Here is a 25,932-nt window from a genome sequence, read left to right as displayed (position 1 = left end):
CGCCGAAAGGTACGCTCCGGCCGTGTCCTGGAAGCCGCCGCGTGTCCTCACCCCCCGCTCGATCCTGCCTGCCCTGGCGGTGATGCTGGTCCTTGCGGCCGGTGCTGCGGCGCACGCGAACAAGCCGGTGCCGTTCGGCGACCGGGTGGCGGGGCCGGGGGACGCGGAGGCGACCCCGGTCAACTCGCAGTCGGTCAGCTCGGCCGACCTGGACCTGCGGGTGGTCGGCCCCGGCCTGGAGGCGTACCACAAGCAGACCGGCGAGCGGGCCTGGACGTACCGCCGCGAGGGCGCCGAGGCGCTCTACCTGGCGATGGCCGGGGACAACGCGATCGTGGTCTGGGACGACGGCCTGGTCACCTCCGTCCGCCCGGGCGACCACGAGGTGCGCTGGCACCGCGCCGTACCCGGCCTGGCCGACTACCTGCGCGCCGACGGCGAGCCGGGCGCCGACAAGCGCACCGACGCCCAGCGCAAGGACACCGCCAAGCAGCGGGCCGCGGCCGCGCTGCACACCGTGCAGCGGGACGGCTCGCCCTGGCTGGCCGTGGTGACGCCGACCCTGACCATGGGCCTGCGCGACGCCGACGGCGACCTGCGCTACAACGACCGGCCCTCCAACGGCTGCCTCTACGACCCGCTGCGCACCGTGCACACCGACTACGCCGTGCTCATCCCGCGGACCTGCACCAACAGCAGCGGGGTGGCCGTCTCCGGCGGCATCACCGGCTACCGGCTGGACAGCAACGGCTGGTCGATGATCACCGGCCCGGCCGCGACGGTGAAGGCGCTGGACGCCGGCCGGGTGGAGATCACCGACGGCCCGATCGTGCCGCCCAAGGTCTTCGACACCAAGGCGGCCGCCCCCGAGACCGGCTGCGCCAACCCGGACGCCCCGTTCGCCGCGGTCCGCCCCCAGGGCGGCTGCGCCGACCCCTCGGCGAGCCCGGCCGCCCCCGCCCCGAGCACCCCGGCGGACCCGGCGGCCACGCCGCAGCAGTAGCCGCGGGCGGGCCGGCGGGTACCCCGGGGCGGTACGCCCCCGGGGCGTTTCGCGCGGCCCGGTAGACTGGCCGTCATGGCTATCTTCTCCGGGCAATAGCGGGTGGTGGCGCCCGGTCCCGGCGCGCCGACCGCCGATGAAGCCCCCTTCCCGCCGCCCGGGTCCGCACCCGGCCGCCCGCCCACGTCCCAGGAGCAGTCCCAGCCATGATTTCCGCCAACGCCCTAGAGCTGCGCGCCGGTGCCCGGATCCTGATCGAGTCCGCGAACTTCAAGGTCGCCGCCGGCGACCGGATCGGCCTGGTCGGGCGCAACGGCGCCGGCAAGACCACGCTCACCAAGGTGCTGGCCGGTGAGGGCCTGCCCGCCGCCGGTACCGTCACCCGCTCGGGCGAGGTCGGCTACCTCCCGCAGGACCCGCGCACCGGCGACCTGGACGTCCTCGCCAAGGACCGCATCCTCTCCGCCCGCGGCCTCGACACCGTGCTGAAGAAGATGCGCGAGAACGAGGACCGGATGGCCAACGGCCAGGGCGCCACCCGGGACAACGCGATGAAGAAGTACGCGCGCCTGGAGACCGAGTTCCTCACCAAGGGCGGGTACGCCGCCGAGGCCGAGGCCGCCACCATCGCCGCGGCGCTGGGCCTGCCGGACCGCATCCTGGCCCAGCCGCTGCACACCCTCTCCGGTGGTCAGCGCCGCCGCGTCGAGCTCGCCCGGATCCTCTTCTCGGACTCCGACGTGCTGCTGCTCGACGAGCCCACCAACCACCTGGACGCGGACTCGATCGTCTGGCTGCGGGACTTCCTCAAGACGTACAAGGGCGGCTTCATCGTCATCTCGCACGACGTCGACCTGGTCGAGACGGTCGTCAACAAGGTCTTCTACCTGGACGCCAACCGCTCCGCCATCGACGTCTACAACATGGGCTGGCGGCAGTACCAGCAGCAGCGCGAGGACGACGAGAAGCGCCGCAAGCGCGAGCGGGCCAACGCGGAGAAGAAGGCCGCGACCCTGAACGCCCAGGCCGACAAGATGCGCGCCAAGGCGACCAAGACGGTGGCCGCGCAGAACATGGCCCGCCGCGCCGACAAGCTGCTCGCCGGCCTGGACCAGGTCCGGGTGAGCGACAAGGTCGCCAAGCTGCGCTTCCCGGACCCGGCGCCCTGCGGCAAGACCCCGCTGACCGCCAGCGGCCTGTCCAAGTCCTACGGCTCGCTGGAGATCTTCACCGACGTCGACCTGGCGATCGACCGGGGCTCCCGGGTCGTCGTGCTGGGCTTCAACGGCGCGGGCAAGACCACCCTGCTGCGGATGCTGGCCGGGGTGGAGCAGCCGGACACCGGCGAGGTGATCCCGGGCCACGGCCTCAAGATCGGCTACTACGCCCAGGAGCACGAGACGCTCGACCCCGAGCGCAGCGTGCTGGAGAACATGCGCTCGGCCGCGCCGGACACCGACCTGGTGCAGATCCGCAAGATCCTCGGCTCCTTCCTGTTCTCCGGCGACGACGTGGACAAGCCGGCCGGGGTGCTCTCCGGCGGTGAGAAGACCCGTCTGGCCCTGGCCACCCTGGTGGTCTCCTCGGCCAACGTGCTGCTGCTGGACGAGCCCACCAACAACCTCGACCCGGCCAGCCGCGAGGAGATCCTGGGTGCGCTGCGCGAGTTCTCCGGCGCGGTCGTGCTGGTCACCCACGACGAGGGCGCGGTCGAGGCGCTCGACCCGGAGCGGATCATCCTGCTGCCCGACGGGGTCGAGGACCTGTGGAACCCGTCGTACGCCGATCTGGTCTCGCTGGCCTGACCGGAAGTAGACGCCGGATCCGCTTTTCGGCCCAGAATATCTAGTCCTTTCGGCGTGTCCGGGAATGAAGAAGACCCGGATTCCGTTTAAGCACTTCCCGTCGGCCCGCCACTCGAACGTGGTCGGGCCGACGCTGCTGATCAGCTATTTCTCGGCATTCGGCGGCAGCCGCCCGGGGGCGTGCACTCTGCGTGAGCGCCCTGGTGCGCTCGGATCACCACCGCAGGACCACGCATTTGCGACATCGACCTTGTCGAATGGGTGGCCAGGACGCGGTGGATGGGTGATCATGGGAATCTGACCGAGCAACGCTACGAGGAGGCACGGGTGGCCGAGACTCTGAAAAAGGGCAGCCGGGTGACCGGTGCCGCGCGTGAGAAGCTCGCGGCCGATCTCAAGAAGAAGTACGACTCCGGGGCGAGCATTCGCGCTCTCGCGGAGGAGACCGGTCGTTCGTACGGCTTCGTGCACCGGATGCTGAGCGAGTCCGGAGTGATCCTCCGGGGCCGCGGCGGTGCCACGCGGGGCAAGAACAAGGCGACTGCCGGGGCCGGTTCCTGACGGTCAATCAGCTCTGAGCTGGATGGCGCGGCGGCCTGACGCCCGCCGAGGAGACGACGGCCGACCACGGCCGGGCGTCCGCCCTCGGGTCGAGTGGACCGGCCGCCGATCGTCATGTCCGCCCCCGGGTGCCGGGGGCCGTTCCGATCTTTGCGGGCCGGGGGCCTGCCCGTCCGCGCCCAGGTTTGTTACTCTCCGGTAGCCACGTCCCCCGCCACCGGAGGTTCCCGCATGACCGCCCCCGCCACCGACCCGCAGGCCCCGAGCTGGGAGCGGGACGGCGTCCGGCTGGAGATCGACGGCGAGCTCGCCGTCGTCACCCTCTGTCAGCCCAAGCGGCGCAACGCCCAGTCGCCCGCACTCTGGCGCGCCCTCGCCCAGGCCGGTCGCGAACTGCCCGGCAGCGTGCGGGTGGTGCTGCTGCGCGCCGAGGGCGTCTCCTTCTCCGCCGGACTGGACCGGGCGATGTTCACCCCCGAGGGCATCCCCGGCGAGCCCACCTTCCTGCAGCTGGCCGGCTCCGCCGACCAGGAGCTGGACGACGCCATCGCCGCCTACCAGGAGGCCTTCACCTGGTGGCGCCGCGCCGACCTGGTCTCCATCGCCGTCGTCCAGGGCCACGCCGTCGGGGCCGGCTTCCAGCTCGCGCTCGGCTGCGACCTGCGGGTGGTCGCCGACGACGTGCAGTTCGCCATGAAGGAGACCTCGCTCGGGCTCGTCCCCGACCTGGCCGGCACCAAGCCGCTGGTCGACCTCGTCGGCTACGCCCGGGCGCTGGAGATCTGCGCGACCGGCCGCTGGGTCGGCGCCGAGGAGGCCACCGCGACCGGGCTGGCCAACCTGTCGGTGCCCGGCGCCGAACTCGACGCCGCCGCCCGGGACCTCGCCGCCGCCCTGCTGGCCGCCCCGCGCGGGGCCGTGACCGAGACCAAGGCCCTGCTCCAGGGGGCCTCCGGACGGTCGTACGAGGAGCAGCGTTCGGCCGAACGGGCGGCCCAGGCCCGCCGGCTGCGGGAACTCGCCGGGATCGGCGACTGACCCACCCGCCATTGCGCGCAGGCCCGGCCCCGGGGGAGCACCCCGGGGCCGGGCCTGCGGCGTTCCCGGGGCGTGCTCGGCGGGCGGGGGTCGTGGCGGAATGCCAGAGTTGGGGAGGTTTGCGATATAGCTGGAGCCGCTACGAGGGAGATGCGCCCCATGCCTGACACTCCGACGCCCGCGACCCTGCACAAGAACCCCGGTGGCGGGCCCACCCCCGGCCCGCCCGCCGGTGCCCGGCCCGCGCCCGGCGCGGGCGGGGACGGCGGCCGGCCGTCCGCCGAGCGCGGCCGCACGGCGCTGGCGGTCGGTGTGGTGGAGAAGATCGCCGGGATGGCCGCCCGGGAGGTCTCCGGCATCCACGCGCTGGGCTCGGGACTGGCCCGCACCTTCGGCGCGATGCGGGACCGGGTCCCCGGCGGCAGGTCGAGCATCGGGCGCGGGATCAAGGCCGAGGTCGGCGAGAAGCAGACCGCGATCGACATCGCCCTGGTGGTCGAGTACGGCGTGGTGATCCCCGAACTCGCCCGCCAGGTGCGGGAGAACATCATCGACGCGGTGGAGCGGATGACCGGCCTGGAGGTCGTCGAGGTCAACATCGCGGTCAACGACGTCCACCTCCCGGACGAACCGGAGTTCGAGGAGGAAGAGGAGCCGGTGGCGTCGTCGGGGCAGCGGCCCAAGCTCAAGTAGCGCCCGGCCGCGGGACCGCCCGGGGTGTTGGTGTCGGCGTTCGGTGGAGGACGAGGGAGTAGCGGATGAACCTGGCCATCGTCGGCCTGGTGGTGGGCATGGCCCTCGGCTTCGCCGGGTACTTCGGCGGGTTCGCGGCGTTCCTGCTGGTGGCGGCGCTCGGGCTGGTCGGCTTCGTGGCCGGGCGGCTGCTGGAGGGCGACATCGAGCTCGGCGACCTCGGGGACCTGCTCCGCGGTCGCGACCGGCGGCGCTGATGGGGGCCGCCGTACCGGCGCCTGGTCCCGGCCCTAGCCCCGTCCCTGGTCCCGTCCCTGGCCCCGCCTCCGGTGCGGTGCGCCGGGGGCGGTTGCGGGTCGCCGACCGGGTGTACGAACGGATCGCCGGGCAGGCGGCGCGGGAGGTGGTCGCCGAGGCCTGGGTCGGGCGGTCGGTGAAGGGGGAGCCGCCGAAGGTCTCGGTGGCGCGGCCGGGCAGCACGGTGACCGTCCGGGTGGCGGTCGAACTGCCCTTCCCGGCGGACCTGGCCGGACTCGCCCGGCGGGTGCGGGACCAGGTGGCGGCGCAGGTGAACGGGCTGACGGGGACGAAGGTGTCCGAAGTGGTCGTGGTGGTCGAGAAGTTGGTCGCCGGGGGAGCGTGGTGAAGGGGGACGCGGTGGCGGCGTCGGGGCCGGAAGGGTCGGGTTCGGAGGGGTCGGGTTCGGAGGCGGTGGGGAAGGTGCCCCGGTTGCGGTCGGGGCGGGCGGCCGTCGCGGCGCCGGTCGCCACGGTGGTGCTGGTGGTGGCCGGGGCGCTGCTGTACGACGCGGTCGCGGTCCGGGCCGGGCAGCCGGCCCGGCGGTGGCGGGCGCAGATCGCGGACGAGCTGGCCACCCGGCACCTGGACGACCTGTGGGTGCTGGTCGGCGCCGGTGCGGCGGCCCTGGTCGGGCTGTGGCTGCTGTGGCTGGCGTTCGCACCCGGGCTGCGGCGGTGGCTGGTGCTGCGGCCGTACGGCGGGACGGGGGCGGCGATCGACCGGGCCGGGGTCGGGCACCTGCTGGCGGACCGGGCTGCCGGGCTGGCGGGCATCGAGCACCTGAGGGTCAAGGTCGGGCGGCGGCGGGTGCGGGTGTCGGTGAGCGGGCCGGTGGACCCGGCGGGGGTGCAGCGGCAGTTGCGGGAGGAGCTGGCGCGGGTGGGGTTGGCGCGGCCGTTGCGGCTGGACGTGCGGTCCTGGCGGGGGCCGGCGGGTGGGGGCGTGGCCGGGGAGTCGGCGGCCGGGGAGTCGGTGGACGGGGTGGGGGAGCGGACCGGGGAGGCGGCGCGGTGAAGCGGACGGTCGTCAACCGGGTGCTGCTGGCGGTGGTGGGGGCGGTGCTGGTGGGAGTCGGGGTGCTGGTGCTGGCGGGCGGGCTCGACCTGTACCGGCGGTTGGGAGTCGATCCGCCGAGCTGGTGGCCGTTGACCTCGCCGGACCAGCCGGTGGTCAGCGCACGCTCCCGGGTGCGGTGGGTCGGCTCCTCGTGGTGGTGGCCGACGGTGATCGGCGGGCTGTCGCTGCTGGTGCTCGGGACGGCCTGGTGGCTGGTGGCGCAGCTGCGGCGGACCGGACTCGCCCACATCACGGTGCCGACGCCAGGGGCGCGGGGGCTGCGGATGCGGGTGAACTCGCGGGCGCTGGAGGAGGCGCTGGAGCACGGTACGGCGGTGCTGCCGGAGGTGCAGCGGGCCGGGGTCCGGCTGGTGCGGGCCCCCGGGCACCCGCGGCTGCGGGGCGCCGTACGGCTGACCCCGGGCGGGGACCCGGTCGGGCTGGTGGAGCACTTCGAGGACGGGCCGCGGACGGACGCGGTACGGAGTCTGGGGCTGGCGGAGCTGCCGGCCGACCTGCGGATCCGGGTGTTGCAGGAGGCTCCCGCCGGGGAGCGGCGGTCCGGGCGGCGTGGGTCTGGGCGGCGCGGGGTCGGGCGACGGCGGGAGCGTCGGCAGCTGGAGTAGTGCGGGGGACGGATGCGGAGGGGCGGAGGGGCGGAGGGCTAGAGGGAGCGGAGGGCGCCGCCGTCGACCGGGACCATCAGGCCGGTCAGGTAGGAGGCGGCGGGGGAGAGCAGGAAGGCGGCGACCTTGCCGAACTCCTCCGGGGTGCCGTAGCGGCCCAGCGGGATGTTGGCGCTGTGCTGGGCGCGGGCGGCCTCCGGGTCGGGGGCGAGGGCGTCCAGCTCGCGGACCCGGTCCGTGTCGATCCGGGCCGGGAGCAGGCCGAGCACCCGGATGCCGCGCGGGCCGAGCTCGTCGGCGAGGCTCTTCGCGGCCATCGCCAGACCGGGGCGCAGACCGTTGGAGATGCCGAGGCCGGGGATCGGCTGGCGGACCGAGCTGGAGAGCACGAAGCCGATCACCCCGCCGGAGGGGAGGGCGGCGGCCGCGGTGCGGGCGAGGCGGAGGGCGCCGAGGAAGACGGACTCGAAGGCGTCGCGCCAGGCGGACTCGGGGGTCGTCTCCACCGGGCCGGCCTGCGGGCCGCCGACGCTGATCAGGATGCCGTCGAAGCGGCCGAAACGGGAGTTGGCCTCGGCGATCAGGCGGTCGGCGGTGTCGGGTGCGGCGTTGTCGGCGACCAGGCCGTGGGCGGAGCCGAGCGTGTCGAGCTCGGCGACGGCGGCGTCGACGGCCTGCGGGGTGCGGCCGCTGATCAGTACGTGGGCACCGTCGGCGGCGAGTTCGCGGGCGGCGGCGAGGCCGAGGCCTCGGGTGGCGCCGGTGACGATGTAGGCCTTGTTCTTGAGTCCTAGGTCCATGGGGGACATTTTGCCGCCGTAGGGGCCGCTGTGCGGGGTTGGGGCTGGCGTTGACGTTGGGGGGAAGGTTTAGCGTCGGTGGTGGTTGTTCGGGAGGAGTGGGGCGGTATGCGGATCGGGGAGTTGGCGGAGCGGGCGGGGACGACGACGCGGGCGTTGCGGTACTACGAGCAGTTGGGGCTGTTGCCGGCCCGGCGGGCTGGGAACGGGTACCGGGCGTACGGGGAGGAGGACGTGCGGCTGCTGCGGGAGATCCGGATGCTGCAGGACTTCGGGTTCGGGTTGGAGGAGACCCGGCCGTTCGTGGAGTGTCTGCGGGCGGGGCACCCGGAGGGGGATTCGTGTCCGGCCTCGTTGGAGGTCTACCGGCGGAAGTTGGCCGAGTTGGACGAGTGCATCGCGCGCTTGCGGGACGTCCGGGTGCAGGTGGCCGGGCAGTTCGAGCGGGCGGTGCGGGCGCGGGACGAGCTCGCGGCCTCCGAGCAGCCGCCCGAGTGTGAACTGGCCAGGGAGCAGAGGGAGTAGACGATGGTGGAGATCGCGGGTGTGCCGGCGGTGACGGACGAGACGTTCGCCGTGGAGGTGCTGGCGGCGGAGGGGCCGGTGCTGGTCGACTTCACGGCGGACTGGTGCCCGCCGTGCCGGATGATGGCGCCGGTGCTGGCGGACGTCGCGCGGGAGGAGGCGCACCGGTTCCGGGTGGTGAGCGTCGACGTGGACCGCAACCCCCGGACCCAGGCGGCGTACGGGGTGCTGTCGATGCCGACGTTGATGCTGTTCCGGGACGGGCAGCCGGTGCGGTCGGTGGTGGGGGCGCGGGCGAAGGCGCGGTTGTTGCGGGAGCTGGAGGACGCGCTCTAAGCCGGGAGGGCGTCGAGGGGGACCTCGGGTTCGGCGGCCTGCTTGGCGCGGTCCTTGGCCTCGCGGCGGACGAGGACCCAGAGGCCGACCGGGATCATCGCGGTGAACAGCCACCACTGGATGGCGTAGGCCATGTGCGGGCCGATGTCGGAGTGGTTGGGCTCGGGGATCAGCTGGGGCTGGTCGGCCGGGGACGGGGTGGTGGCGGTGAGTTCCAGGTAGCCGCCGAGGAGGGCGCTGCCGGTCTCCTTGGACTGCTGTTCGGTGTTGATCAGGTTGAACTGGCGGTCGGGGAGGCCGGCCCGGTCCTTGACCCAGCCGCCGCTGCTGCCAGTGGTCTCGTCGGCGCGCATCCGGCCGGTGAGGGTGACCTCGCCGGTCGGGGCGGCCGGGACGGGCGGGTACTGGGTGGCGCCGTCGCCGGAGGGGACCCAGCCGCGGTTGATCAGGACGGTGCCCTTGCCGTCGGAGAGCTTGAGCGGGGTGAGGACGAAGTAGCCGAGGGTGCCGTTGGCGTCGGTCCGCTTGCGGACGACGAACTCGTGTGCCGGGTCGTACTGTCCGGTGGCCGTCACGGCGCGCCAGGTGAGGGCGGAGGGTACGGCGGTGCCGGGGGCGGCGGAGAGGCTGTCGAAGGGCACCGGCGAGGCCGTGAGGGCCTTGCCGATCAGCTCGTTCCGGGCCACCCGCGCCTCGTGGCGGTGCAGCTGCCAGAAGCCCAGCTTGATCGTCGCGGGGATCAGCAGCAGCGCGATCAGCATGGTGATCAGCCACTGGCGGGTCAGCAGAAAACGGTACACATGGGAACGGTACGCCGACCTCACAACGGGCTCACGCACCGGGGTGCGGGGCGACCTCGCGCAGCAGCTGGAGGAAGGCGTCCTCGGTGACGATCGGGGTGCCGACGTCGCGGGCCTTGCGGGCCTTGCCGCTCCAGCTGGTCGGCTCGTTGGTGACCAGCAGGCTGGTGAGCCGGCTGACGGAGGTGGCGATGTGCAGGCCGGCCTCGACGGCGCGGTCCTCCAGCACCTCGCGGTCGGTGGCGGTGTCCCCGGTGAAGGCCACCCGCATGCCCTGGACCAGCGGCTTGCCGTCCTCCCAGCGCCCCGGGTTGGGGTACGGGCAGGCCGGGCGCTTCTTGGCCTGGCGGTACTGGGCACCGGTCCAGTTGCCGCGGCCGGGGGTGGCGGGCTCGTCCTCGCCGAGGTCGGTGACCGCGACGCAGGTCTGGAAGGGCAGCGGGATGCCGTGGGTGCGGGCCAGGCGGAGGCTGGGGCGGAAGGCCTCGGCGAGCACCCGGGCGTCGTCCAGGGCGTTGTGGGCCTGGCGCTGCTGGACGCCGAAGTGGGCGGCGAGGGAGGAGAGCTTGCCGTTGGGCAGCGGGAGGCGCAGGTCGCGGGAGAGGACCATGGTGCACAGCCGCTGCTCGACCGGGGCGCTGCGGCCGGCCCGGGAGAACTCGCGGGAGATCATGTTCCAGTCGAACAGCGCGTTGTGCGCGACCAGGACGCGGTTCGCCAGGCGGGTGGCGAACTCCTCGGCGATCTCGGGGAAGGTCGGCGCGCCGGAGAGCAGTTCGGCGGTGAGGCCGTGGATCCAGACCGGGCCCGGGTCCCGTTCGGGGTTGACGAGGGTGTACCAGTGGTCGGTCACCTCGCCGTCGCCGTCCAGCTGGTAGACACCGGCCGAGATGACGCGGTCGGAGCGGCCGAGACCGGTGGTCTCGACGTCGACGACCGCGAAACCCTCGGCGGGGGCGGCGGAACGCTGGGCGGGGACCGGGGCGGTCCGCGGCGCGCCGTACGTCTCGGGCTGGATCGGTTGCATGGTCCAACAGGATAAGGGGCGAGTCGGCCGGGGCCGGTCGAAATGTTCCGACGGGGTAGCCGGAATAGAGTGGTCCGCATGGGTGTCGTACACCTGGTCGAGATCGTTTCCGGCCGGTGGGCCGGTTCTGTGTGAGGAAGAACGCATGCGCGCCACGGTGATCCACGGACCGAACGACATCCGGATCGAAGAGGTACCGGACCCGGTGATCCAGCAGCCGACGGACGTCGTGCTCCGGGTGGTCAACGCCTGCATCTGCGGCAGCGATCTGTGGGCCTACCGCGGGGTGGCCCAGCGGGTGCCCGGGCAGCGGATCGGGCACGAGTTCCTGGGCGTGGTCGAGGAGGTCGGCGCCGAGGTCCGGGGCTTCGCCAAGGGTGACTTCGTGGTCGCGCCCTTCGTCTGGTCGGACGGGGTCTGTGAGTTCTGTCTCGAAGGCCTCCAGACGTCCTGCCCGCACGGCGGGTTCTGGGGGTCGGTGGGTTCGGACGGCGGCCAGGGCGAGGCGGTGCGGGTGCCGTTCGCGGACGGGACGCTGGTGAAGCTGCCGAAGGAGGCGGTGGGCGACGAGAAGCTGCTGCCGGGCCTGCTGGCGCTGTCCGACGTGATGGCGACCGGGCACCACGCGGCGGTCTCGGCGGGGGTGCGCCCGGGCGCGACGGTCGCGGTGGTCGGCGACGGCGCGGTGGGCCTGTGCGGCGTGCTGGCGGCGAACCGGCTGGGCGCGGGCCGGATCATCGCCCTGGGCCGGCACACCGCCCGGACGGAGCTGGCCCGGCGCTTCGGGGCGACGGACGTGGTGGCCGAGCGCGGTGACGCGGCGATCGAGGCCGTCAAGGAGCTGACCGGCGGCCTGGGCGCGCACGCGGTGCTGGAGGCGGTCGGCACCGAGGAGTCGATGCGGACGGCGGTCTCGATCACCCGGGACGGCGGCGCGGTCGGCTACGTGGGCGTGCCGCACGGCGGCAGCGCGGGCGTCGACATCGGTCAGATGTTCGGCCGAAACGTTTCGCTCAACGGTGGCGTGGCCCCGGCCCGCGCGTACATCCCCGAGCTGCTGCCGGACGTGCTCTCCGGTGCGATCGAGCCGGGTCTGGTCTTCGACCGGACGGTCGATCTGGACGGCGTTCCGGACGGCTATCGCGCCATGGACGAGCGGTCCGCGCTGAAGGTCCGGATCGCCTTCTGATTCTGACGCTTCGTCAACAGGGGCGGCACCGTTGGACGGTGCCGCCCCTTTCGGTTGCGGTGACCCCGGTCCGGATGTGACGCGAGTGGTGGTTTTCGGCCAATTGGGTGGTTCGAGAGGGTGAACGACTGGCTGATCGCGGTCAACCCCTTCCGGGGTGGGCACGACGCTCCTAGCATTGCGCGGCGCGCACGAGGAATGTGACGTCCCTCACGTTCGAATTGTCCCCCCGTGTGACCGCTACGCCGAAGGAGTGAGGAGACAGAGTGGATTCGCCGCCGATCACCACTACTGCTACGGAAGTCCAACTCATCGATGACAGTGAGGAGTTCCGTACCCTGCGGCGCTCGTTCCGGAGCTTCGCCTTTCCGGTCACCATCGGTTTCGTGCTCTGGTACCTGCTCTACGTCCTGCTCTCCTGCTACGCCCCCGGGCTGATGGGCACCAAGGTCGTCGGGCACATCAACGTGGCCCTGGTGCTGGGGCTGCTGCAGTTCGTCACCACCTTCGTCATCGCCGCCTGGTACGCCCGCTACGCGGACCGGCGGATCGACCCGCCCGCCGCGGCGATCCGCGAGGCCTACGGAGCCGTCGTCCACGCCCCCCGGGAGTCCGCCGAATGACACCGCTCGCCAGCTCCGCCACGGAGCACCGCGGTCTGATCATGTCCTTGTTCGGGCTCTTCGTGGTGGCCACCCTGGTCATCACCGTCTGGGCCGGGCGTCAGAACCGCAGCGCCGCCGACTTCTACGCCGGCGGCCGCGGCTTCACCGGCTTCCAGAACGGCCTGGCCATCTCCGGCGACTACATGTCCGCCGCGTCCTTCCTCGGCATCGCCGGGATCATCGCCCTCACCGGCTACGACGGCTTCCTGTACTCGATCGGCTTCCTGGTCGCCTGGCTGGTCGCGCTGCTGCTGATCGCCGAGCCGCTGCGCAACTCCGGCCGGTTCACCATGGCGGACGTGCTCGCGTTCCGGATGCGCCAGCGCCCGGTGCGCACCGCGGCCGGGATCTCCACCATCGTGGTCTCGATCTTCTACCTGCTCGCCCAGATGGTCGGCGCCGGGGCCCTGGTGGCGCTGCTGCTGGGGGTCACCGGGGAGGGCGCCAAGCGCTGGACCATCCTCGCGGTCGGCGCGCTGATGATCATCTACGTGGTGATAGGAGGTATGAAGGGCACCACCTGGGTGCAGATCGTCAAGGCCGTGCTGCTGATCGCCGGCGCCGCGCTGATGACCGTCCTGGTGCTCGCCAAGTACCACTTCAACCCCTCCGAACTGCTCGGCGCGGCCGCCTCCGCGAGCGGCAAGGGCTCGGCCTTCCTGGAACCGGGGCTGAAGTACGGGGCCACCGACACCTCCAAGCTCGACTTCATCAGCCTCGGGATCGCCCTGGTGCTCGGCACCGCCGGCCTGCCGCACATCCTGGTCCGCTTCTACACCGTCCCCACCGCCAAGACGGCCCGGAAGTCCGTGCTCTGGGCGATCGGCATCATCGGCGTCTTCTACCTGATGACCCTGGCGCTGGGCTTCGGCGCGGCCGCGCTGGTCGGCCGCAGCGGCATGGTGGCCGTCGAGGGCAAGACGCCCTCCGGCAACACCGCGGCGCCGCTGCTCGCCGAGCAGCTCGGCGGCGGGGCCGGCACCACCGGCGGGGCGATCATGCTCGCGGTGATCTCGGCGGTCGCCTTCGCCACCATCCTCGCCGTGGTCGCCGGGCTCACCCTGGCCTCCTCGGCCTCCTTCGCCCACGACCTCTACGCCAACGTGATCCGGCGCGGGAAGGCGACCGAGAAGGAGGAGGTGCGGTCCGCCAAGTGGGCCGCCGTCGCGATCGGCGCCGTCGCCATCGTGCTCAGCCTCTACGCGGGCAAGCTCAGCACCGCCGCCCTGGTCGCGCTGGCCTTCGCGGTGGCCGCCTCGGCCAACCTGCCGACCCTGCTCTACTCGCTGTTCTGGAAGCGCTTCACCACCACCGGCGCGGTCAGCTCGGTCTACGCGGGCCTGGTCTCCTCGGTGGTGCTGGTGGTGTTCTCCCCGGTGCTCTCCGGGGCCAAGAACTCGCTCTTCCCGGACGCCGACTTCCACTGGTTCCCGCTGGAGAACCCCGGCCTGGTCTCCATCCCGATCGGCTTCCTGGCCGGCTGGCTCGGCACCCTGCTGTCCAAGGAACGTCCGGACCCGGCGAAGTACGCTGAACTGGAGGTCCGCTCGCTCACCGGGCTGGGCGCCCACTGATCGATCCGGCATGACTATGCTGGCCCGGCCCGCCGTGACGGTGGCCGGGCCGGCGGTTTTTCGGGAAGGGACGCACGTGCTGCTCGACACCTTCGGACGACGCGCCGTCGACCTGCGGGTCTCCCTCACCGACCGGTGCAACCTCCGCTGCACGTACTGCATGCCGGAGGAGGGGCTCCAGTGGCTGGCCAAGCCGGACCTGCTCACTGACGAGGAGATCGTCCGGCTGGTCACCCTCGCCGTGCGCGACCTGGGCGTGCGCGAGGTCCGTTTCACCGGCGGCGAGCCGCTGCTGCGCCCCGGTCTGGTCGCGATCGTCGCCGCCTGCTCCGAGCTGGAGCCGCGCCCCGAGCTGTCGCTGACCACCAACGGCATCGGGCTGGCCCGCACCGCGACGGCGCTGCGCGAGGCCGGACTGGACCGGGTCAACGTCTCGCTGGACACCCTCGACCCCGAGGTGTTCCTCACCCTCACCCGCCGCCGGCGCCACCAGGACGTGCTGGACGGGCTGGCCGCCGCCGAGGCGGCCGGGCTGGCGCCGGTGAAGCTGAACGCGGTGCTGATGCGCGGGGTCAACGACCACGAGGCGGCCGACCTGCTGGCCTGGTGCCTGGAGCGGGGCTACGAGCTGCGCTTCATCGAGCAGATGCCGTTGGACGCCCAGCACGGCTGGGACCGCTCGTCGATGGTCACCGCGGAGGAGATCCTGGAGCTGCTGCGGGCCCGGTTCACGCTCACCGCGGAGCCGTCCGGGCGCCGGGGCGCGGCGCCCGCCGAGCGCTGGGTGGTGGACGGCGGCGCCGGCCGGGTCGGCGTGATCGCCTCCGTCACCCGGCCGTTCTGCCGGGCCTGCGACCGGACCAGGCTGACCGCCGACGGACAGGTGCGCAACTGCCTGTTCGCGACCGGGGAGACGGACCTGCGCACCGCGCTGCGCTCGGGGGCGGACGACGCGGAGCTGGCCGCGCTGTGGCGGGCGGCGATGTGGGGCAAGAAGGCCGGGGCCGGGATCGACGACCCGGAGTTCCACCAGCCCGAGCGGCCGATGTCGGCGATCGGCGGTTAGGCCGGACGGGCCTCAGGCCTCTTCCGGGGTCCAGTCGGCGAAGGCGACGACCTCCTTGAGGAAGCCGCGCACGCCCAGGAACTGGGACAGGTGCTCGCGGTGCTCCTCGCAGGCGAGCCAGGTCTTGCGGCGGTCCGGGGTGTGCAGCTTGGGGTTGTTCCACACCAGCACCCAGTGGGCGTCCGCCCGGCAGCCCTTGGCGGAGCAGATCGGGGTCTGCGGGGTGTCCATCGGGGGCCGTCCTCCGGGGTTCGGCGGGTGCGTGGTCACCGCCAGTCTGTCACGCCGCGCGGGCCCGACCGGATCCGGGCATGGCGACGCCGGGCAGCCACGGGGGGAGCCGCCCGGCGTCGGTCCGTCGCTCCGACGGGGGATGCGGAGCGCGTACGCAGTATGTCACGCCGAAGGCCTCGGATGGGGAGGTCTTGCATGATTAATCTGAGCTTCTTCTGAGCTTTCGCCGACCTGATTCCGGCTCAATCCCCGTAAACCGGGCGGTCAGTCCGCGCTCGGTGACGTTCCGGTGCCGGAGGGCTTTGCCTGTCCTGTACCAGGAGCCGCACCAGCCCCACCCGTACCACCGGGGCCGAGCATCAGCGGGGTGTCGGACGGGAAGTCGAAGGAGCTCGGCAGGCCCGGTGCCCGCTCCCGGCCGGCGTTGGCGATCAGCACCGCGAAGTACGGCAGCAGCACCCCGCCCGCCAGCGCCCCGAAGGCCAGCCAGCGCTCGACGTTCCACAGCACCACCGCGAGCAGTACGCAGACGGTGCGCAGCAGCATCGAGATGACGTAGCGGCGCTGGCGCCCCCGGACGTCCTCGGAGAGGCTGCTGCGCGCCCCCGTGATCCGGTGGATCTGTCCGCCGCCGGCGCTCTTGCCCATGTGTCCAACCGCCCTCGTCCAGGCATCCGCGCGCTGTTCCGCACGGCCTCCTCACGGTACGCCCGGGCGCCCGGGACGACGAGACCGGGTGGGCGGGGCCCACCCGGTCGGGCGTGATAGGGGAGCCGTACGGCGTCAGGAGCGTCTACGAGCGCCGGGAGAGGTAGAGCGGGGGCACGGCGTCGGTGAGCCAGACGCCGTTCTCGCTGAGCCGGAACTCGTGGCCGGCCGCCGCCATCGCGGCCGCGTTGACGGTCAGCACGACCGGGCGGCCGTGCCGGGCGCCGACCCGGGTGGCCGTCTCGGTCTCCGCCGAGAGGTGGACGTCCCGGCGGGTCATCGGGCGCAGCCCCTCGCGGAAGATCGACGCCAGGTGGCGGTCGGCGGTGCCGTGGTAGAGCACCGGCGGCGGCACGGTGGCGGTCAGACCGAGGTCGACCGCCACCGTGTGGCCCTGGTTGGCGCGGATCGAGAGGCCGTCCGGGGAGTAGCCGAAGCGGCGCTTGTTGTTGGTGGCCACGACGTGGTCGAGCTCGGGCCTGGTGAGCGGCCTGCCCTTCGCCGCGAGGGCGCCGAGCAGGATGTCGATCCGGACCCAGCCGGAGTCGTCCAGCGTGATCCCCACCAGCTCCGGCTCGTGCCGCAGGATGCGCGACAGCATCTTGCTCGATCTGACCAGCCGCTTCTCGTCCATCATGTTCTTTCCATCCCCCCGTTGGTCAGTGGCTATGAGGCCGGGCTGACCGAACTCATGTTGAAGTCCGCGACACGCACGGGTGGCATCGCGGTGCGGGTGAAGTAGTCGGTCCACTCGCGGGGCAGGCAGGGCTCGGTGCGGCCCGCCTCGGTGATCCGGCCGAGCAGGTCGACCGGGGACTCGTTGAACCGGAAGTTGTTGACCGCGCCGACCACCTCGCCGTTCTCCACCAGGTAGACGCCGTCCCGGGTGAGGCCGGTGAGCAGCAGCGTCGCCGGGTCCACCTCGCGGATGTACCAGAGGCAGGTGAGCAGCAGGCCGCGCTCGGTGCGGGCGATCATCTCGTCCAGGGTCGGCGCGGACTCCTGGTCGGCCGTCTCCAGCACCAGGTTGTCGATACCCGGGCGCAGCGGCAGGCCGGTGAGGCCGGCCGTCCGGCGGCTGGTGACCAGCTCGGTCAGCACGCCCTCGCGGATCCACTCGGTGGCCTCGATCGGCGCGCCGTTGTCGAAGACCGAGACGTCGCCGCCGGTGCGGTGCGCCAGCACGAACGGGGCGGCCTCCAGGCCGGGCTCGTCCGGATCGGCGCGCAGCGTCAGCGGCAGCGCGGCGAGCTTGTCGCCGACCCTGGTCCCGCCGCCGGGCCGGGAGAAGACCGACCGGCCCTCGACGGCGTCCCGGGCGCCGGCGGCCCAGTGCAGGCAGAGCAGCAGGTCGGCGACGGCCGCGGGCGGCAGCAGCGTCTCGTACCGCCCGGCGGGCAGGTCGATCCTGCGGGCGCCCCAGCCGAGCCGCTTGGTGAGCTCGGCGTGCAGGGCGGGGACGTCGACGTCGGTGAAGTCCCGGGTGCCGGCGCCGACCCAGGCCGAGCCGCTGAGGTCGGCGGTCTTGCCGTTGATCTCGACCAGGCCGGTGGGCTGGTCGTGGCGCAGCCGCAGGCCGGTGGAGCTGCCCAGGTAGCTGGTGGTGATCTCGTGCCGGGCGAAGCCGTACAGCAGCTCGCCCTGGGCGGCGGCGCGGGCGAAGGCCTCGCCGAGGGCCGGGCCGAAGGCCTCGAACACCTCGATGGAGGTCTCCGCGGGCGGCGCGGTGAAGTCTGGGGACGACGGCCGGCCGTCGACCAGCGGCTGGGCGTCCTCGGCCGGTCCGGCCGCGCGGGCCGCCGCCTCGGCGGCGCGGACCAGGCCCTCGACGTCCTCGGCGGTGACGGCCTCGCGGGCGACCACGCCGGAGGCGGTGCCCTCGGCGCCGGCCACGGTGGCGATCACGGTGAGGCGGCGGCCGCGGGTGACGCCGTTGGTGGTCAGGGCGTTGCCGGCCCAGCGCAGGTTGGCGGTGGACTCCTCGTCGGCGATCACCACGCAGCCGTCGGCGCGGGACAGGCCGAGGGCCAGCTCGACGAGTTCGTGGGGCTGCATCGCGGTCATCAGTGACCCGCCTCCTGCTGGGTGTTGAGCACGTTGACGTTGCGGAACAGCGCCGACGGGCAGCCGTGGCTGACCGCCGCGATCTGGCCGGGCTGCGCCTTGCCGCAGTTGAAGGCGCCGCCGAGCAGGTAGGTCTGCGGGCCGCCGACGGCCGCCATCGAGCCCCAGAAGTCGGTGGTGGTGGCCTGGTAGGCGAAGTCCTTGACCTGGCCGGCGAGTTCGCCGTTCTTGATGGCGTAGGCGCGCTGGCCGGTGAACTGGAAGTTGTAGCGCTGCATGTCGATCGACCAGGAGCGGTCGCCGACGATGTAGAGGCCGTTCTCCACGCCGGCGAACAGGCCCGCGGTGTCCGGGCCGTCGGCCGCCGGCCGGAGCGAGACGTTGGCCATCCGCTGGACCGGGACGTGCGCGGGGGAGTCCGCGAAGGCGCAGCCGTTGGAGCGCTCGAAGCCCTTCAACTTGGCCATGCCGCGGTCGAGTTGGTAGCCGACCAGGACGCCGTCCCGGATCAGGTCCCAGGACTGGGTGGCGACGCCCTCGTCGTCGTAGCCGATGGTGGACAGGCCGTGCTCGGCGGTGCGGTCGCCGGTGACGTTCATCAGCTCGGAGCCGTAGCGCAGGCTGCCGAGTCGGTCGAAGGTGGCGAAGGAGGTGCCGGCGTAGGCGGCCTCGTAGCCGAGCGCGCGGTCCAGCTCGGTGGCGTGGCCGATCGACTCGTGGATGGTCAGCCAGAGGTTGGACGGGTCGATGACCAGGTCGTAGCGGCCCGGGCGGACGCTCGGGGCCTTCATCTTCTCGGCCAGCAGGACGGGCAGTTCGGCGAGCTCGGCGTCCCAGTCCCACTCGGTGCCGGTCAGGTACTCGTAGCCGCGGCCGACCGGCGGGGCCAGGGTCTGCATCGAGTCGAAGGCGCCGGTGCGCTCGTCGACCGAGGTGGCCTCCAGGTCGGAGTGGAGCCGGATCCGCTGCTGGGTCGTCACGGTGCCCGCGGTGTCGGCGTAGAACTTGTTCTCCTGCACCGTCAGCAGCGCCGCCTGGACGTGCGAGACGCCCGGGGCGGCGAGCAGCCGGGAGCTGCGCTCGGCGAGCAGCGCGGTCTTGTCGGCGTCCGGCACCTCGAAGGGGTTGACCTCGTACGAGGAGACCCAGGTGACGTCCGCGTGGACGGGTTCGTCGGCCAGCTCGACCCGCTCGGTGGAGCCGGCCGCCCGGCTGATCCCGCCGGAGAGCCGGGCCACCGCGACGGCCTGGGCGGCGACCTCCGCCGCGGCCCCCGGGGTGAGGTCGACCCCGGCGGCGAAGCCCCAGGCGCCGTCCAGCAGCACCCGGACGGCGAAGCCCAGCTGGACGGTGTCGGAGGTGCCGGCCGGACGGGCGTCGCGCAGCCGCCAGGAGGCGCTGCGGACCCGCTCCAGGCGGAAGTCGGCGTGGGAGGCGCCGAGTTCGCGGGCCCGGGTGAGGGCGGCGTCGGCGAGGGCGTGCAGCGGCAGGGCGAGGAACAGCGGGTCGACGGCGCGTCCGTGCGCGGCGCCGGCGCTGTCGGCCGGAGGGATCGGAGGCAATCGGGCTCCCAGGTCGCGGAGGGTGGCGGTGCGGCGCCACAGGGGCGTCCGCACCGCATCATTTCCCTTCCACCGGGTTCCCGGCCAGCGCATCTGGTCCGGTGCGTTGCGGTTTCGGCCAGGGGGGTCCGGGGTCGTGCGCGGCCGTCAGGAGACGGACTCCCACCAGCCGTCCAGCTCCGGCGGGTTGTCCACGTCGATCCGCTCGCCGGGGCGCGGGACGGCCAGCGGGACGGCCTGGGCCTTGGCCTCCTTGAGCAGCCGTTCGATCGGCTCGGCCCAGGGGTGCAGGCCCAGGTTGAAGGTGCACCAGTGGACCGGCACCAGCAGCCCGGCGGTGAGGTCCCGGTGGGCGAGGACGGCGTCCTCGGGGGTCATGTGGATGTCCGGCCAGGCCGCGTCGTAGGCGCCGATCTGCACCAGGGCGGCGTCGAACGGGCCGTGCTGCGCGCCGATCCGGGCGTAGCCCTCGAAGTAGCCGGAGTCGCCGGTGTAGAAGACCTTGCGGGTGGGCCCGGCGATCACCCAGGAGCCCCACAGGGTGGTGTTGCGGGTCAGGCCGCGGCCGGAGAAGTGGTGCGCGGAGGTGAGGGTGAGGACCAGCTCGCCCAGGGTGCAGGTCTCGTCCCAGTCCAGCTCGATGATCCGGTGCTCGGGGACGCCCCAGCGGCGCAGGTGGCCGCCGATGCCGAGCGGCACCGCGAAGGGGGCGGACTGGCTGCGCACCAGGCGCTTGACGGTCGCCATGTCGAGGTGGTCGTAGTGGTCGTGGGAGATCAGCACCGCGTCGACCGGCGGCAGCTCCTCCAGCTCGACCGGGACGGGGTGCAGCCGCTTGGGGCCGACGTGGGCGGAGGGGGAGCAGCGGTCGCTCCAGATCGGGTCGAGCAGCACCCGCGAGCCCTCGATCTCGACCAGCGCGGAGGCGTGCCCGTACCAGGTGATCTCCACGCCCTCGGCGGCCGGGCCGGGGGCGGCGGCGGGGCGGACGGTGGGCACCGGGTGGGCCGGGACGCGGCCCTCGCGCTGGAACAGCATCCGGCGGACGGTGTCGCGGTCGACGCTGGGGGCGCTCCCGGCCCGGGCGAGGGTCGAGGGCGCGTTGTGGAAGACGCCGTCGCGGTACTGGGCGGAGTCCCGCACCCGCTCCTCGCGCCCGCCGTCGGGGCGGCGCCCGAACGCCGCCGGCAGGTCGCGCAGCGCCCAGGCGGTCGCGCCCAGGCCCGCGGCCAGGGCGGTGAGGGCGAGCAGTCGTCCGCGTCCGGTGGTGCTCCCGGGCCGTGCCTTGGTCATGCGCCCTGCCTTCGTTTCCTCGCCGGGACTCTTCGGGGGAAGGGTACGTCCGGCCCCGGGGTCGGCCCGCACCACGGGGGCAACGGGCACGCCCGCCCCCGTTGTTCCCGCACAGCGTTCCCGCACGGTCCGTTCTTTCGCGGCGGTGCCCCGGCCTGCGGCGGACGGCCGGCGGGCGCGGGGCGCCGGGGGCGCGGATTGTCGGATTGCGACAGTTCCTCCGGTGCGGCGCTGTGGGAGCTCGATTCGCCGCCGCCGCCGACCGCCCGATAGCGTCACACTGCGTACGCGTTCGGACGTACCCGCTCAGACACGGAGAGAGGTGGATCGTTGAGCCGCTCGGTTCTCGTCACCGGAGGAAACCGGGGCATCGGCCTCGCGATCGCCCAGGCCTTCGCCGAGGCGGGCGACAAGGTCGCCATCACCAGCCGTTCGGGCGAGGTGCCCGAGGCCCTCGCGAAGTTCGACGTCCTCGCGGTGCGCTGTGACATCACGGACGCCGCGCAGGTCGACGCCGCCTTCACCGAGATCGAGGAGAAGCACGGCGCGGTCCAGGTGCTGGTCGCCAACGCGGGCATCACCAACGACACCCTGCTGCTGCGGATGTCCGAGGAGGACTTCACCTCCGTCGTGGACACCAACCTGACCGGCACCTTCCGGGTGGTCAAGCGCGCGTCGAAGCTGATGATGCGCGCCAAGAAGGGCCGCGTGGTGCTGATCTCCTCCGTGGTGGGCCTCTCCGGCTCGCCGGGCCAGGCCAACTACGCCGCCTCCAAGGCCGGCCTGGTCGGCTTCGCCCGCTCGCTGGCGCGCGAGCTCGGCCCGCGCAACATCACCGTCAACGTGGTCGCCCCCGGCTTCGTCGACACCGACATGACCGCCGTGCTCAGCGACGAGCGCCGCGCGGAGATCGTCTCGGGCGTGCCGCTGGGCCGCTACGCGGCGCCCGCCGAGGTCGCGTCCACCGTGCGGTTCCTCGGTTCGGACGAGGCCGCGTACATCACCGGAGCCGTCATTCCCGTCGACGGCGGATTGGGCATGGGTCACTGATCATGAGTGGAATCCTCGAGGGCAAGCGGATCCTGATCACCGGTGTGCTGATGGAGTCCTCCATCGCCTTCCACACCGCTCGGCTGGCCCAGGAGCAGGGCGCCGAGATCATCCTCACCGCCTTCCCCCGCCCGAGCCTGACCGAGCGCATCGCCAGGAAGCTGCCGAAGCCGGTCAAGGTGCTGTCGCTGGACGTCTCCAGCCCGGAGGACCTGGCCGGCATCGCCGAGCAGGTCCGCGAGACCCTGCCGACCCTGGACGGCATCGTCCACTCGATCGGTTTCGCCCCGCAGGACGCCCTGGGCGGCAACTTCCTGGACACCCCGTGGGAGTCCGTGGCGACCGCGATGCACGTCTCGGCGTACTCGCTCAAGTCGCTCACCACGGCGCTGCTGCCGCTGATGCAGGACGGCGGCTCGGTCGTCGGCCTGACCTTCGACGCCCAGTACGCGTGGCCGCAGTACGACTGGATGGGCCCGGCCAAGGCCGCCCTGGAGTCGACCAACCGCTACCTGGCCCGCTACCTGGGCGAGCGGGACATCCGCTGCAACCTGATCTCGGCGGGCCCGATCGGCTCGATGGCCGCCAAGTCCATCCCGGGCTTCGGCGACCTGGCCGACACCTGGAACCACCGCTCCCCGCTCAAGTGGGACCTGAGCGACCCGGAGCCGGCCGGCCGCGGCGTCGTCGCCCTGCTGTCGGACTGGTTCCCGAAGACCACCGGCGAGATCATCCACGTCGACGGCGGTCTGCACGCGATCGGCGCCTGACCGACTGCTGTCCGCCACTGCCCGGCACCCCCGCGACGGGGGCGCCGGGCAGTGGCGTTTCCGGTTCCGTCCGGGGCTGGGGCGCGCCTACGCGTCGGCGGTGGCGCAGGCGCCGATGGCGCGGCCGGCCTCGACCGAGGCGCGCTGGGGGTCGCCGTCCCGGATGGCGTCCCGGATGGTGTGGTGGCCGATGTAGCGCTCGGCGATCAGCTCGGGGCCGACGTCGTTGCGCAGGTGCTCGCGGGTGACCTCGCCGAGGTCGGAGTAGACGGCCAGCAGCACGTCGTTGTGGGCGGCGGCCACCACGGCGTGGTGGAAGGCGGCGTCGGCCTGGACAAAGTCCTCGGCGTCGCCGGAGTGCCAGGCGGCCTCGCGCCGTTCGAGCGCGGCGTCCAGCAGGCCGAGGTCGCGCTCGGTGCGGCGGGCGGCGGCCAGGCCGGCGGCGGAGGTCTCCAGCGCCGCCCGCAGCTCGGCGACCTGCCCCTGGTCGGCGTCGGCGAAGCGGCGGTGCATCACCCCGGCCAGCTCGCTGGTGGCCAGGACGTACGTGCCGGAGCCCTGGCGGATGTCGAGCAGCCCGTTGTGGGCGAGGGCCCGGACGGCCTCCCGGACGGTGTTGCGGGCCACCCCCAGCTGCTCGACCAGGGCGGCCTCGGTGGGGATGCGCGAGCCGACGGGCCACTCCCCGGAGGTGATCTGGGCGCGCAGCTGCGCGATCACCTGGTCGGACAACGGGGTGCGCCTCGGCGAGGACAGCGCCACGGGGACTCCTAGCGACTACGGGGTTGGGTGGGCCGTGGGGGGAAAGTGGCTGATGGACGAACGGGTCGGGACATCATGCCAATTCCGAGGTGCATCAATTCATCCCATCATTCTATGATGGCGCCCATGCCTCCCGCAGCAGACACCACCACCACCTCCTCCCCACGGAGCGGAGAGCGGCCGCAGACCGAGCGGCCGTCCGTCCCCGGCAAGTACCTCGGCGTGCTGTTCGCCGTCGCGATCGCCGCCGCCGCCTTCAACCTGCGCCCCGTGGTCACCAGCCTCGGGCCGCTGCTCGACCAGGTCCGCGACGACCTCGGGATGAACCCGACGCTCGCCGGGCTGCTGACCGCCGTCCCCTCGCTGTGCTTCGCGCTGTTCGGCCTCGCCGCTCCGAGCGCGGCCCGCCGGATCGGCCCGATCGCCGTGATCACGGCCGGCATGGCCGCCATCACGGCGGGTGTGCTGGCCCGCTCCTTCGCCGGCGGTACGGCGGTGTTCCTGCTGTTCACCGCGCTCGCCCTGGCCGGGGTGGCGGTCTCCAACGTGCTGCTGCCGGTGGTCATCAAGCGGTACTTCCCGGAGAAGGTCGGTCCGATGATCGGCCTGTACTCCATGGCGCTGTCCGCGGGCACCGCGCTGGCCGCCCTGGTCAGCGTGCCGCTGACCAGCTCGCTCGGCGGCGACTGGCGTTACGGCCTGGGCAGCTGGGCCGCCCTGGGGGCGCTCGCCCTGCTGCTCTGGCTGCCGCTGCTGATCGCCAAGCGCGAGCGCGGCGAGCGGGCCGGCGGCGCCGCCGCCCCCGCCAGGCTGCCGATCACCCGCAGCCGCACGGCCTGGGCGATGGCCTGCTTCTTCGGCCTCCAGGCCACCGGCGCCTACGTGGTGATGGGCTGGCTGCCGAAGATCTTCCAGGACTCCGGCATCGACAAGGGCACCTCCGGGGTGCTGCTCGCGGTCACCATGGTGATCGGCGTGCCGGTCTCCTTCGTGCTGCCCAACCTGGCCGCCCGGCGCGGTGACCAGCGGATCTTCGTGGTGCTGCTGGCCTGCTGCGGCATCGCCGGGTACTCCGGGCTGGCGCTCGCCCCGGCCGGGGCGCCGTGGGTGTGGGCCGTGCTGGTGGGCCTGTCCAACTGCGCCTTCCCGCTGGTGCTGACCATGATCGGGCTGCGTGCCCGGACGGCCGGCGGGGTGGCCCAGCTGTCCGTCTTCGCCCAGGGGCTCGGCTACCTGATCTCCGTCCCGGGCCCGATCCTGATCGGCCGGATCTACGACGTCACCGGTGAGTGGTACTGGCCGCTGGGCTTCCTGGCCCTGCTGCTGGTGCCGCAGATGCTGTTCGGCCTGCGCGCCGCCCAGGCCCGGCACATCGAGGACGAGGCCGTCCTGCCCGCCGAGCGGGTCAAGGCCTGACCGCGAAGGTCAAGGCCTGGCCAAGGCGGTGGGGCCCGCCGTGGACGGGCGTGTTCGGGGTGGGAGAATCCCGACATGCCCGTTCTCGACCCGAACCCCACCGACGGCCGCAAGCAGCTCGGCCGCATCGCCCTCCTCTTCGGCGGCATCGTGGTGCTGGTGGCGATCATCGCCACCGTCGCCGCCCAGATCGGTTGACCGCCGCCCGTAGCGCCGCCGCACTCCCGGTGACACCCGGCCGACGGGGCATGATGGCACCCGCCACCCCGGGGAGTGGCGGCAACCGGGAGCATCGCGCCCCCGGCCCGCTTTTCTGCCAAGCTTGCTGGGTATGAGCGCCGACACGCCCCGCAGGATCATCGTTCTCCGCCACGCCAAGGCCGACTGGCCGAACGGCGTGGACGACCACGAGCGGCCGCTGGCCGACCGGGGCCGTCACCAGGCCCCGGACGCCGGCCGCTGGCTGGTCGACTCCGGCATCAACCCCGACTTCGTGCTCTGCTCCACCGCCCTGCGCACCCGCGAGACCTGGAAGCTGGCGGCGCACGAGCTGCCCAAGCGGGCCCGCCGGACGGTGTACGAGGACCGGATCTACGAGGCCAGCCCGGGCGAGATCATCGCCGTCCTCCAGGAGACCCCGGAGGAGTACGCGGACGTGGTGCTGGTCGGCCACAACCCCGGGGTGCTGGGCCTGACCCAGGTGCTCGCCGGGGACGCGGGCGACCCGGACGCGCTGGAGCGGCTGCGCCTGGGCGGCTTCCCGACGGCGGCGGTCGCGGTGCTCAGCTTCGGCGGCTCGTGGAAGGGCGTCGAGCCGGGCGTGGCCGAGCTGGTCTCGTACTACACGCCGCAGGACTGACCTCCGGGCCCGGCCGGGCCGCGGAACACCGAGGGGCGCGCGGGTCGATCCGCGCGCCCCCCCGCCCGGGGCACGCCCCCGGAGACCCAGAGCCCCCCCGCGGCCCCCGCGACCACCACCCGGGGGGTACCGAGGAGGTAAAGCACCGGG

The 25,932-nt window shown here is 73.1% G+C and carries 30 protein-coding genes; 20 read left to right on the top strand and 10 right to left on the bottom strand.

The window, feature by feature from the left end:
- Positions 1-22: 22 nt before the first annotated feature.
- The 9 genes from ACFC1T_RS31160 (at position 23) to ACFC1T_RS31120 (ending at position 7,082) form a co-directional block, all read left to right on the top strand.
- A complete protein-coding gene (locus tag ACFC1T_RS31160) occupies positions 23-1,003 on the top strand; it encodes a hypothetical protein (RefSeq protein ID WP_375893955.1) in 981 nt (326 codons plus the stop codon).
- Positions 1,004-1,209: 206 nt separating this feature from the next.
- A complete protein-coding gene (locus tag ACFC1T_RS31155) occupies positions 1,210-2,808 on the top strand; it encodes an ABC-F family ATP-binding cassette domain-containing protein (protein ID WP_375893952.1) in 1,599 nt (532 codons plus the stop codon).
- 327 nt (positions 2,809-3,135) lie between these two features.
- Complete coding sequence (locus tag ACFC1T_RS31150; protein WP_030059940.1) at positions 3,136-3,369, top strand: helix-turn-helix domain-containing protein; 234 nt, start codon at positions 3,136-3,138, stop codon at positions 3,367-3,369.
- Positions 3,370-3,600: 231 nt separating this feature from the next.
- A complete protein-coding gene (locus ACFC1T_RS31145) occupies positions 3,601-4,407 on the top strand; it encodes an enoyl-CoA hydratase/isomerase family protein (protein WP_375893948.1) in 807 nt (268 codons plus the stop codon).
- Positions 4,408-4,566: 159 nt separating this feature from the next.
- On the top strand, positions 4,567-5,100 hold the full coding sequence (locus ACFC1T_RS31140; RefSeq protein WP_375893945.1) for an Asp23/Gls24 family envelope stress response protein: 534 nt from the start codon (positions 4,567-4,569) through the stop codon (positions 5,098-5,100).
- A gap of 65 nt (positions 5,101-5,165) precedes the next feature.
- Positions 5,166-5,357 carry a hypothetical protein gene (locus tag ACFC1T_RS31135; protein ID WP_063349611.1) on the top strand — a complete coding sequence of 64 codons (192 nt, stop codon included), beginning with the start codon at positions 5,166-5,168 and terminating at the stop codon, positions 5,355-5,357.
- A gap of 110 nt (positions 5,358-5,467) precedes the next feature.
- Positions 5,468-5,746, top strand: a complete 279-nt coding sequence (locus tag ACFC1T_RS31130) for an Asp23/Gls24 family envelope stress response protein (RefSeq protein WP_375893942.1) — start codon at positions 5,468-5,470, stop codon at positions 5,744-5,746.
- Between the two features lie 83 nt (positions 5,747-5,829).
- On the top strand, positions 5,830-6,414 hold the full coding sequence (locus tag ACFC1T_RS31125) for a DUF6286 domain-containing protein (protein ID WP_375893939.1): 585 nt from the start codon (positions 5,830-5,832) through the stop codon (positions 6,412-6,414).
- Positions 6,411-7,082, top strand: a complete 672-nt coding sequence (locus ACFC1T_RS31120) for an alkaline shock response membrane anchor protein AmaP (RefSeq protein WP_375893937.1) — start codon at positions 6,411-6,413, stop codon at positions 7,080-7,082. Before ACFC1T_RS31125 ends, ACFC1T_RS31120 begins: the two co-directional genes overlap by 4 nt.
- Positions 7,083-7,120: 38 nt before the next feature.
- Here the strand turns inward: ACFC1T_RS31120 and ACFC1T_RS31115 are convergent, their stop codons facing one another.
- A complete protein-coding gene (locus ACFC1T_RS31115) occupies positions 7,121-7,882 on the bottom strand; it encodes an SDR family oxidoreductase (RefSeq protein WP_375893936.1) in 762 nt (253 codons plus the stop codon).
- A 108-nt stretch (positions 7,883-7,990) separates the two neighbouring features.
- Here ACFC1T_RS31115 and ACFC1T_RS31110 point away from each other — a divergent pair, with 108 nt between their 5' ends.
- Positions 7,991-8,407: a MerR family transcriptional regulator gene (locus ACFC1T_RS31110; protein ID WP_375894023.1), complete on the top strand. Its 417-nt coding sequence runs from the start codon at positions 7,991-7,993 to the stop codon at positions 8,405-8,407.
- A gap of 3 nt (positions 8,408-8,410) precedes the next feature.
- Positions 8,411-8,743 carry a thioredoxin gene (gene trxA / locus ACFC1T_RS31105; protein WP_375893934.1) on the top strand — a complete coding sequence of 111 codons (333 nt, stop codon included), beginning with the start codon at positions 8,411-8,413 and terminating at the stop codon, positions 8,741-8,743.
- On the opposite strand, the gene ACFC1T_RS31100 is transcribed toward trxA, so the two are convergent.
- Together ACFC1T_RS31100 and ACFC1T_RS31095 are read right to left on the bottom strand one after the other, a co-directional pair.
- A complete protein-coding gene (locus tag ACFC1T_RS31100) occupies positions 8,740-9,543 on the bottom strand; it encodes an SURF1 family protein (RefSeq protein ID WP_375893932.1) in 804 nt (267 codons plus the stop codon). The two genes, trxA and ACFC1T_RS31100, sit on opposite strands and share 4 nt — an antisense overlap.
- 31 nt (positions 9,544-9,574) lie before the next feature.
- Positions 9,575-10,570, bottom strand: coding sequence for a DEDDh family exonuclease (locus ACFC1T_RS31095; protein WP_375893929.1), 996 nt, complete (start codon positions 10,568-10,570; stop codon positions 9,575-9,577).
- A 145-nt stretch (positions 10,571-10,715) separates the two neighbouring features.
- Between ACFC1T_RS31095 and ACFC1T_RS31090 the strand changes: the two genes are divergently transcribed.
- The 4 genes from ACFC1T_RS31090 to moaA all read left to right on the top strand — a co-directional run bounded on the left by ACFC1T_RS31090 (position 10,716) and on the right by moaA (position 15,064).
- Positions 10,716-11,759: a zinc-dependent alcohol dehydrogenase family protein gene (locus tag ACFC1T_RS31090; protein WP_375893927.1), complete on the top strand. Its 1,044-nt coding sequence runs from the start codon at positions 10,716-10,718 to the stop codon at positions 11,757-11,759.
- 266 nt (positions 11,760-12,025) lie between these two features.
- Positions 12,026-12,382: a DUF485 domain-containing protein gene (locus ACFC1T_RS31085; protein WP_375893924.1), complete on the top strand. Its 357-nt coding sequence runs from the start codon at positions 12,026-12,028 to the stop codon at positions 12,380-12,382.
- Positions 12,379-13,998, top strand: coding sequence for a cation acetate symporter (locus ACFC1T_RS31080; RefSeq protein WP_375893921.1), 1,620 nt, complete (start codon positions 12,379-12,381; stop codon positions 13,996-13,998). Before ACFC1T_RS31085 ends, ACFC1T_RS31080 begins: the two co-directional genes overlap by 4 nt.
- Before the next feature lie 76 nt (positions 13,999-14,074).
- The gene (gene moaA / locus ACFC1T_RS31075; protein WP_375894020.1) at positions 14,075-15,064 is read left to right on the top strand and encodes a GTP 3',8-cyclase MoaA; all 990 of its coding nucleotides are present in this window, start codon (positions 14,075-14,077) and stop codon (positions 15,062-15,064) included.
- A 12-nt stretch (positions 15,065-15,076) separates the two neighbouring features.
- Here moaA and ACFC1T_RS31070 read toward each other — a convergent pair whose 3' ends face one another.
- The 6 genes from ACFC1T_RS31070 to ACFC1T_RS31045 form a co-directional block, all read right to left on the bottom strand.
- On the bottom strand, positions 15,077-15,295 hold the full coding sequence (locus tag ACFC1T_RS31070) for a hypothetical protein (RefSeq protein WP_375893920.1): 219 nt from the start codon (positions 15,293-15,295) through the stop codon (positions 15,077-15,079).
- A 267-nt stretch (positions 15,296-15,562) separates the two neighbouring features.
- Entirely contained in the window at positions 15,563-15,946 is a 384-nt protein-coding gene (locus ACFC1T_RS31065) for a DUF3099 domain-containing protein (protein WP_375893917.1), read from the bottom strand.
- A gap of 145 nt (positions 15,947-16,091) precedes the next feature.
- The gene (locus ACFC1T_RS31060; protein WP_375894018.1) at positions 16,092-16,640 is read right to left on the bottom strand and encodes an RNA 2'-phosphotransferase; all 549 of its coding nucleotides are present in this window, start codon (positions 16,638-16,640) and stop codon (positions 16,092-16,094) included.
- A gap of 32 nt (positions 16,641-16,672) precedes the next feature.
- On the bottom strand, positions 16,673-18,070 hold the full coding sequence (locus ACFC1T_RS31055) for a metallopeptidase TldD-related protein (RefSeq protein WP_375893914.1): 1,398 nt from the start codon (positions 18,068-18,070) through the stop codon (positions 16,673-16,675).
- A complete protein-coding gene (locus tag ACFC1T_RS31050) occupies positions 18,070-19,623 on the bottom strand; it encodes a TldD/PmbA family protein (protein WP_375894016.1) in 1,554 nt (517 codons plus the stop codon). Before ACFC1T_RS31050 ends, ACFC1T_RS31055 begins: the two co-directional genes overlap by 1 nt.
- A gap of 156 nt (positions 19,624-19,779) precedes the next feature.
- On the bottom strand, positions 19,780-20,925 hold the full coding sequence (locus tag ACFC1T_RS31045) for an MBL fold metallo-hydrolase (RefSeq protein WP_375893912.1): 1,146 nt from the start codon (positions 20,923-20,925) through the stop codon (positions 19,780-19,782).
- Positions 20,926-21,255: 330 nt separating this feature from the next.
- Here ACFC1T_RS31045 and fabG point away from each other — a divergent pair, with 330 nt between their 5' ends.
- Entirely contained in the window at positions 21,256-21,975 is a 720-nt protein-coding gene (gene fabG, locus ACFC1T_RS31040) for a 3-oxoacyl-[acyl-carrier-protein] reductase (RefSeq protein WP_375893910.1), read from the top strand.
- A 2-nt stretch (positions 21,976-21,977) separates the two neighbouring features.
- Positions 21,978-22,745, top strand: coding sequence for an enoyl-ACP reductase FabI (fabI, locus tag ACFC1T_RS31035; RefSeq protein ID WP_375893907.1), 768 nt, complete (start codon positions 21,978-21,980; stop codon positions 22,743-22,745).
- Between the two features lie 87 nt (positions 22,746-22,832).
- Here the strand turns inward: fabI and ACFC1T_RS31030 are convergent, their stop codons facing one another.
- On the bottom strand, positions 22,833-23,507 hold the full coding sequence (locus ACFC1T_RS31030) for a FadR/GntR family transcriptional regulator (RefSeq protein WP_375893905.1): 675 nt from the start codon (positions 23,505-23,507) through the stop codon (positions 22,833-22,835).
- 126 nt (positions 23,508-23,633) lie between these two features.
- Here ACFC1T_RS31030 and ACFC1T_RS31025 point away from each other — a divergent pair, with 126 nt between their 5' ends.
- The 3 genes from ACFC1T_RS31025 (at position 23,634) to ACFC1T_RS31015 (ending at position 25,782) form a co-directional block, all read left to right on the top strand.
- Positions 23,634-24,923: a CynX/NimT family MFS transporter gene (locus tag ACFC1T_RS31025; RefSeq protein WP_375893904.1), complete on the top strand. Its 1,290-nt coding sequence runs from the start codon at positions 23,634-23,636 to the stop codon at positions 24,921-24,923.
- Positions 24,924-24,998: 75 nt separating this feature from the next.
- A complete protein-coding gene (locus tag ACFC1T_RS31020; protein ID WP_375893902.1) occupies positions 24,999-25,121 on the top strand; it encodes an SGM_5486 family transporter-associated protein in 123 nt (40 codons plus the stop codon).
- A gap of 133 nt (positions 25,122-25,254) precedes the next feature.
- Entirely contained in the window at positions 25,255-25,782 is a 528-nt protein-coding gene (locus ACFC1T_RS31015; RefSeq protein WP_375893899.1) for a histidine phosphatase family protein, read from the top strand.
- Positions 25,783-25,932 lie beyond the last annotated feature (150 nt).

It is taken from the genome of Kitasatospora sp. NPDC056076 (genome assembly GCF_042266305.1).
In the GTDB taxonomy this organism is placed as follows: Bacteria; Actinomycetota; Actinomycetes; order Streptomycetales; family Streptomycetaceae; genus Kitasatospora.
The sequence above is the reverse complement of the archived record's forward strand: the minus strand, read 5'-3'. Positions and strand labels throughout refer to the sequence as shown.

Bases quoted from the DNA above. Each gene is read 5' to 3' on its own strand.
- ACFC1T_RS31020 (WP_375893902.1), top strand. From the start codon at position 24,999: ATGCCCGTTCTCGACCCGAACCCCACCGACGGCCGCAAGCAGCTCGGC.
- ACFC1T_RS31110 (WP_375894023.1), top strand. From the start codon at position 7,991: ATGCGGATCGGGGAGTTGGCGGAGCGGGCGGGGACGACGACGCGGGCG.
- fabI (WP_375893907.1), top strand. From the start codon at position 21,978: ATGAGTGGAATCCTCGAGGGCAAGCGGATCCTGATCACCGGTGTGCTG.
- ACFC1T_RS31140 (WP_375893945.1), top strand. From the start codon at position 4,567: ATGCCTGACACTCCGACGCCCGCGACCCTGCACAAGAACCCCGGTGGC.
- ACFC1T_RS31065 (WP_375893917.1), bottom strand. From the start codon at position 15,946: ATGGGCAAGAGCGCCGGCGGCGGACAGATCCACCGGATCACGGGGGCG.
- ACFC1T_RS31095 (WP_375893929.1), bottom strand. From the start codon at position 10,570: ATGCAACCGATCCAGCCCGAGACGTACGGCGCGCCGCGGACCGCCCCG.
- ACFC1T_RS31060 (WP_375894018.1), bottom strand. From the start codon at position 16,640: ATGGACGAGAAGCGGCTGGTCAGATCGAGCAAGATGCTGTCGCGCATC.
- ACFC1T_RS31090 (WP_375893927.1), top strand. From the start codon at position 10,716: ATGCGCGCCACGGTGATCCACGGACCGAACGACATCCGGATCGAAGAG.
- ACFC1T_RS31115 (WP_375893936.1), bottom strand. From the start codon at position 7,882: ATGGACCTAGGACTCAAGAACAAGGCCTACATCGTCACCGGCGCCACC.
- ACFC1T_RS31145 (WP_375893948.1), top strand. From the start codon at position 3,601: ATGACCGCCCCCGCCACCGACCCGCAGGCCCCGAGCTGGGAGCGGGAC.
- ACFC1T_RS31015 (WP_375893899.1), top strand. From the start codon at position 25,255: ATGAGCGCCGACACGCCCCGCAGGATCATCGTTCTCCGCCACGCCAAG.
- ACFC1T_RS31155 (WP_375893952.1), top strand. From the start codon at position 1,210: ATGATTTCCGCCAACGCCCTAGAGCTGCGCGCCGGTGCCCGGATCCTG.
- ACFC1T_RS31135 (WP_063349611.1), top strand. From the start codon at position 5,166: ATGAACCTGGCCATCGTCGGCCTGGTGGTGGGCATGGCCCTCGGCTTC.
- trxA (WP_375893934.1), top strand. From the start codon at position 8,411: ATGGTGGAGATCGCGGGTGTGCCGGCGGTGACGGACGAGACGTTCGCC.
- ACFC1T_RS31070 (WP_375893920.1), bottom strand. From the start codon at position 15,295: ATGGACACCCCGCAGACCCCGATCTGCTCCGCCAAGGGCTGCCGGGCG.
- ACFC1T_RS31045 (WP_375893912.1), bottom strand. From the start codon at position 20,925: ATGACCAAGGCACGGCCCGGGAGCACCACCGGACGCGGACGACTGCTC.
- ACFC1T_RS31080 (WP_375893921.1), top strand. From the start codon at position 12,379: ATGACACCGCTCGCCAGCTCCGCCACGGAGCACCGCGGTCTGATCATG.
- ACFC1T_RS31055 (WP_375893914.1), bottom strand. From the start codon at position 18,070: ATGACCGCGATGCAGCCCCACGAACTCGTCGAGCTGGCCCTCGGCCTG.
- ACFC1T_RS31025 (WP_375893904.1), top strand. From the start codon at position 23,634: ATGCCTCCCGCAGCAGACACCACCACCACCTCCTCCCCACGGAGCGGA.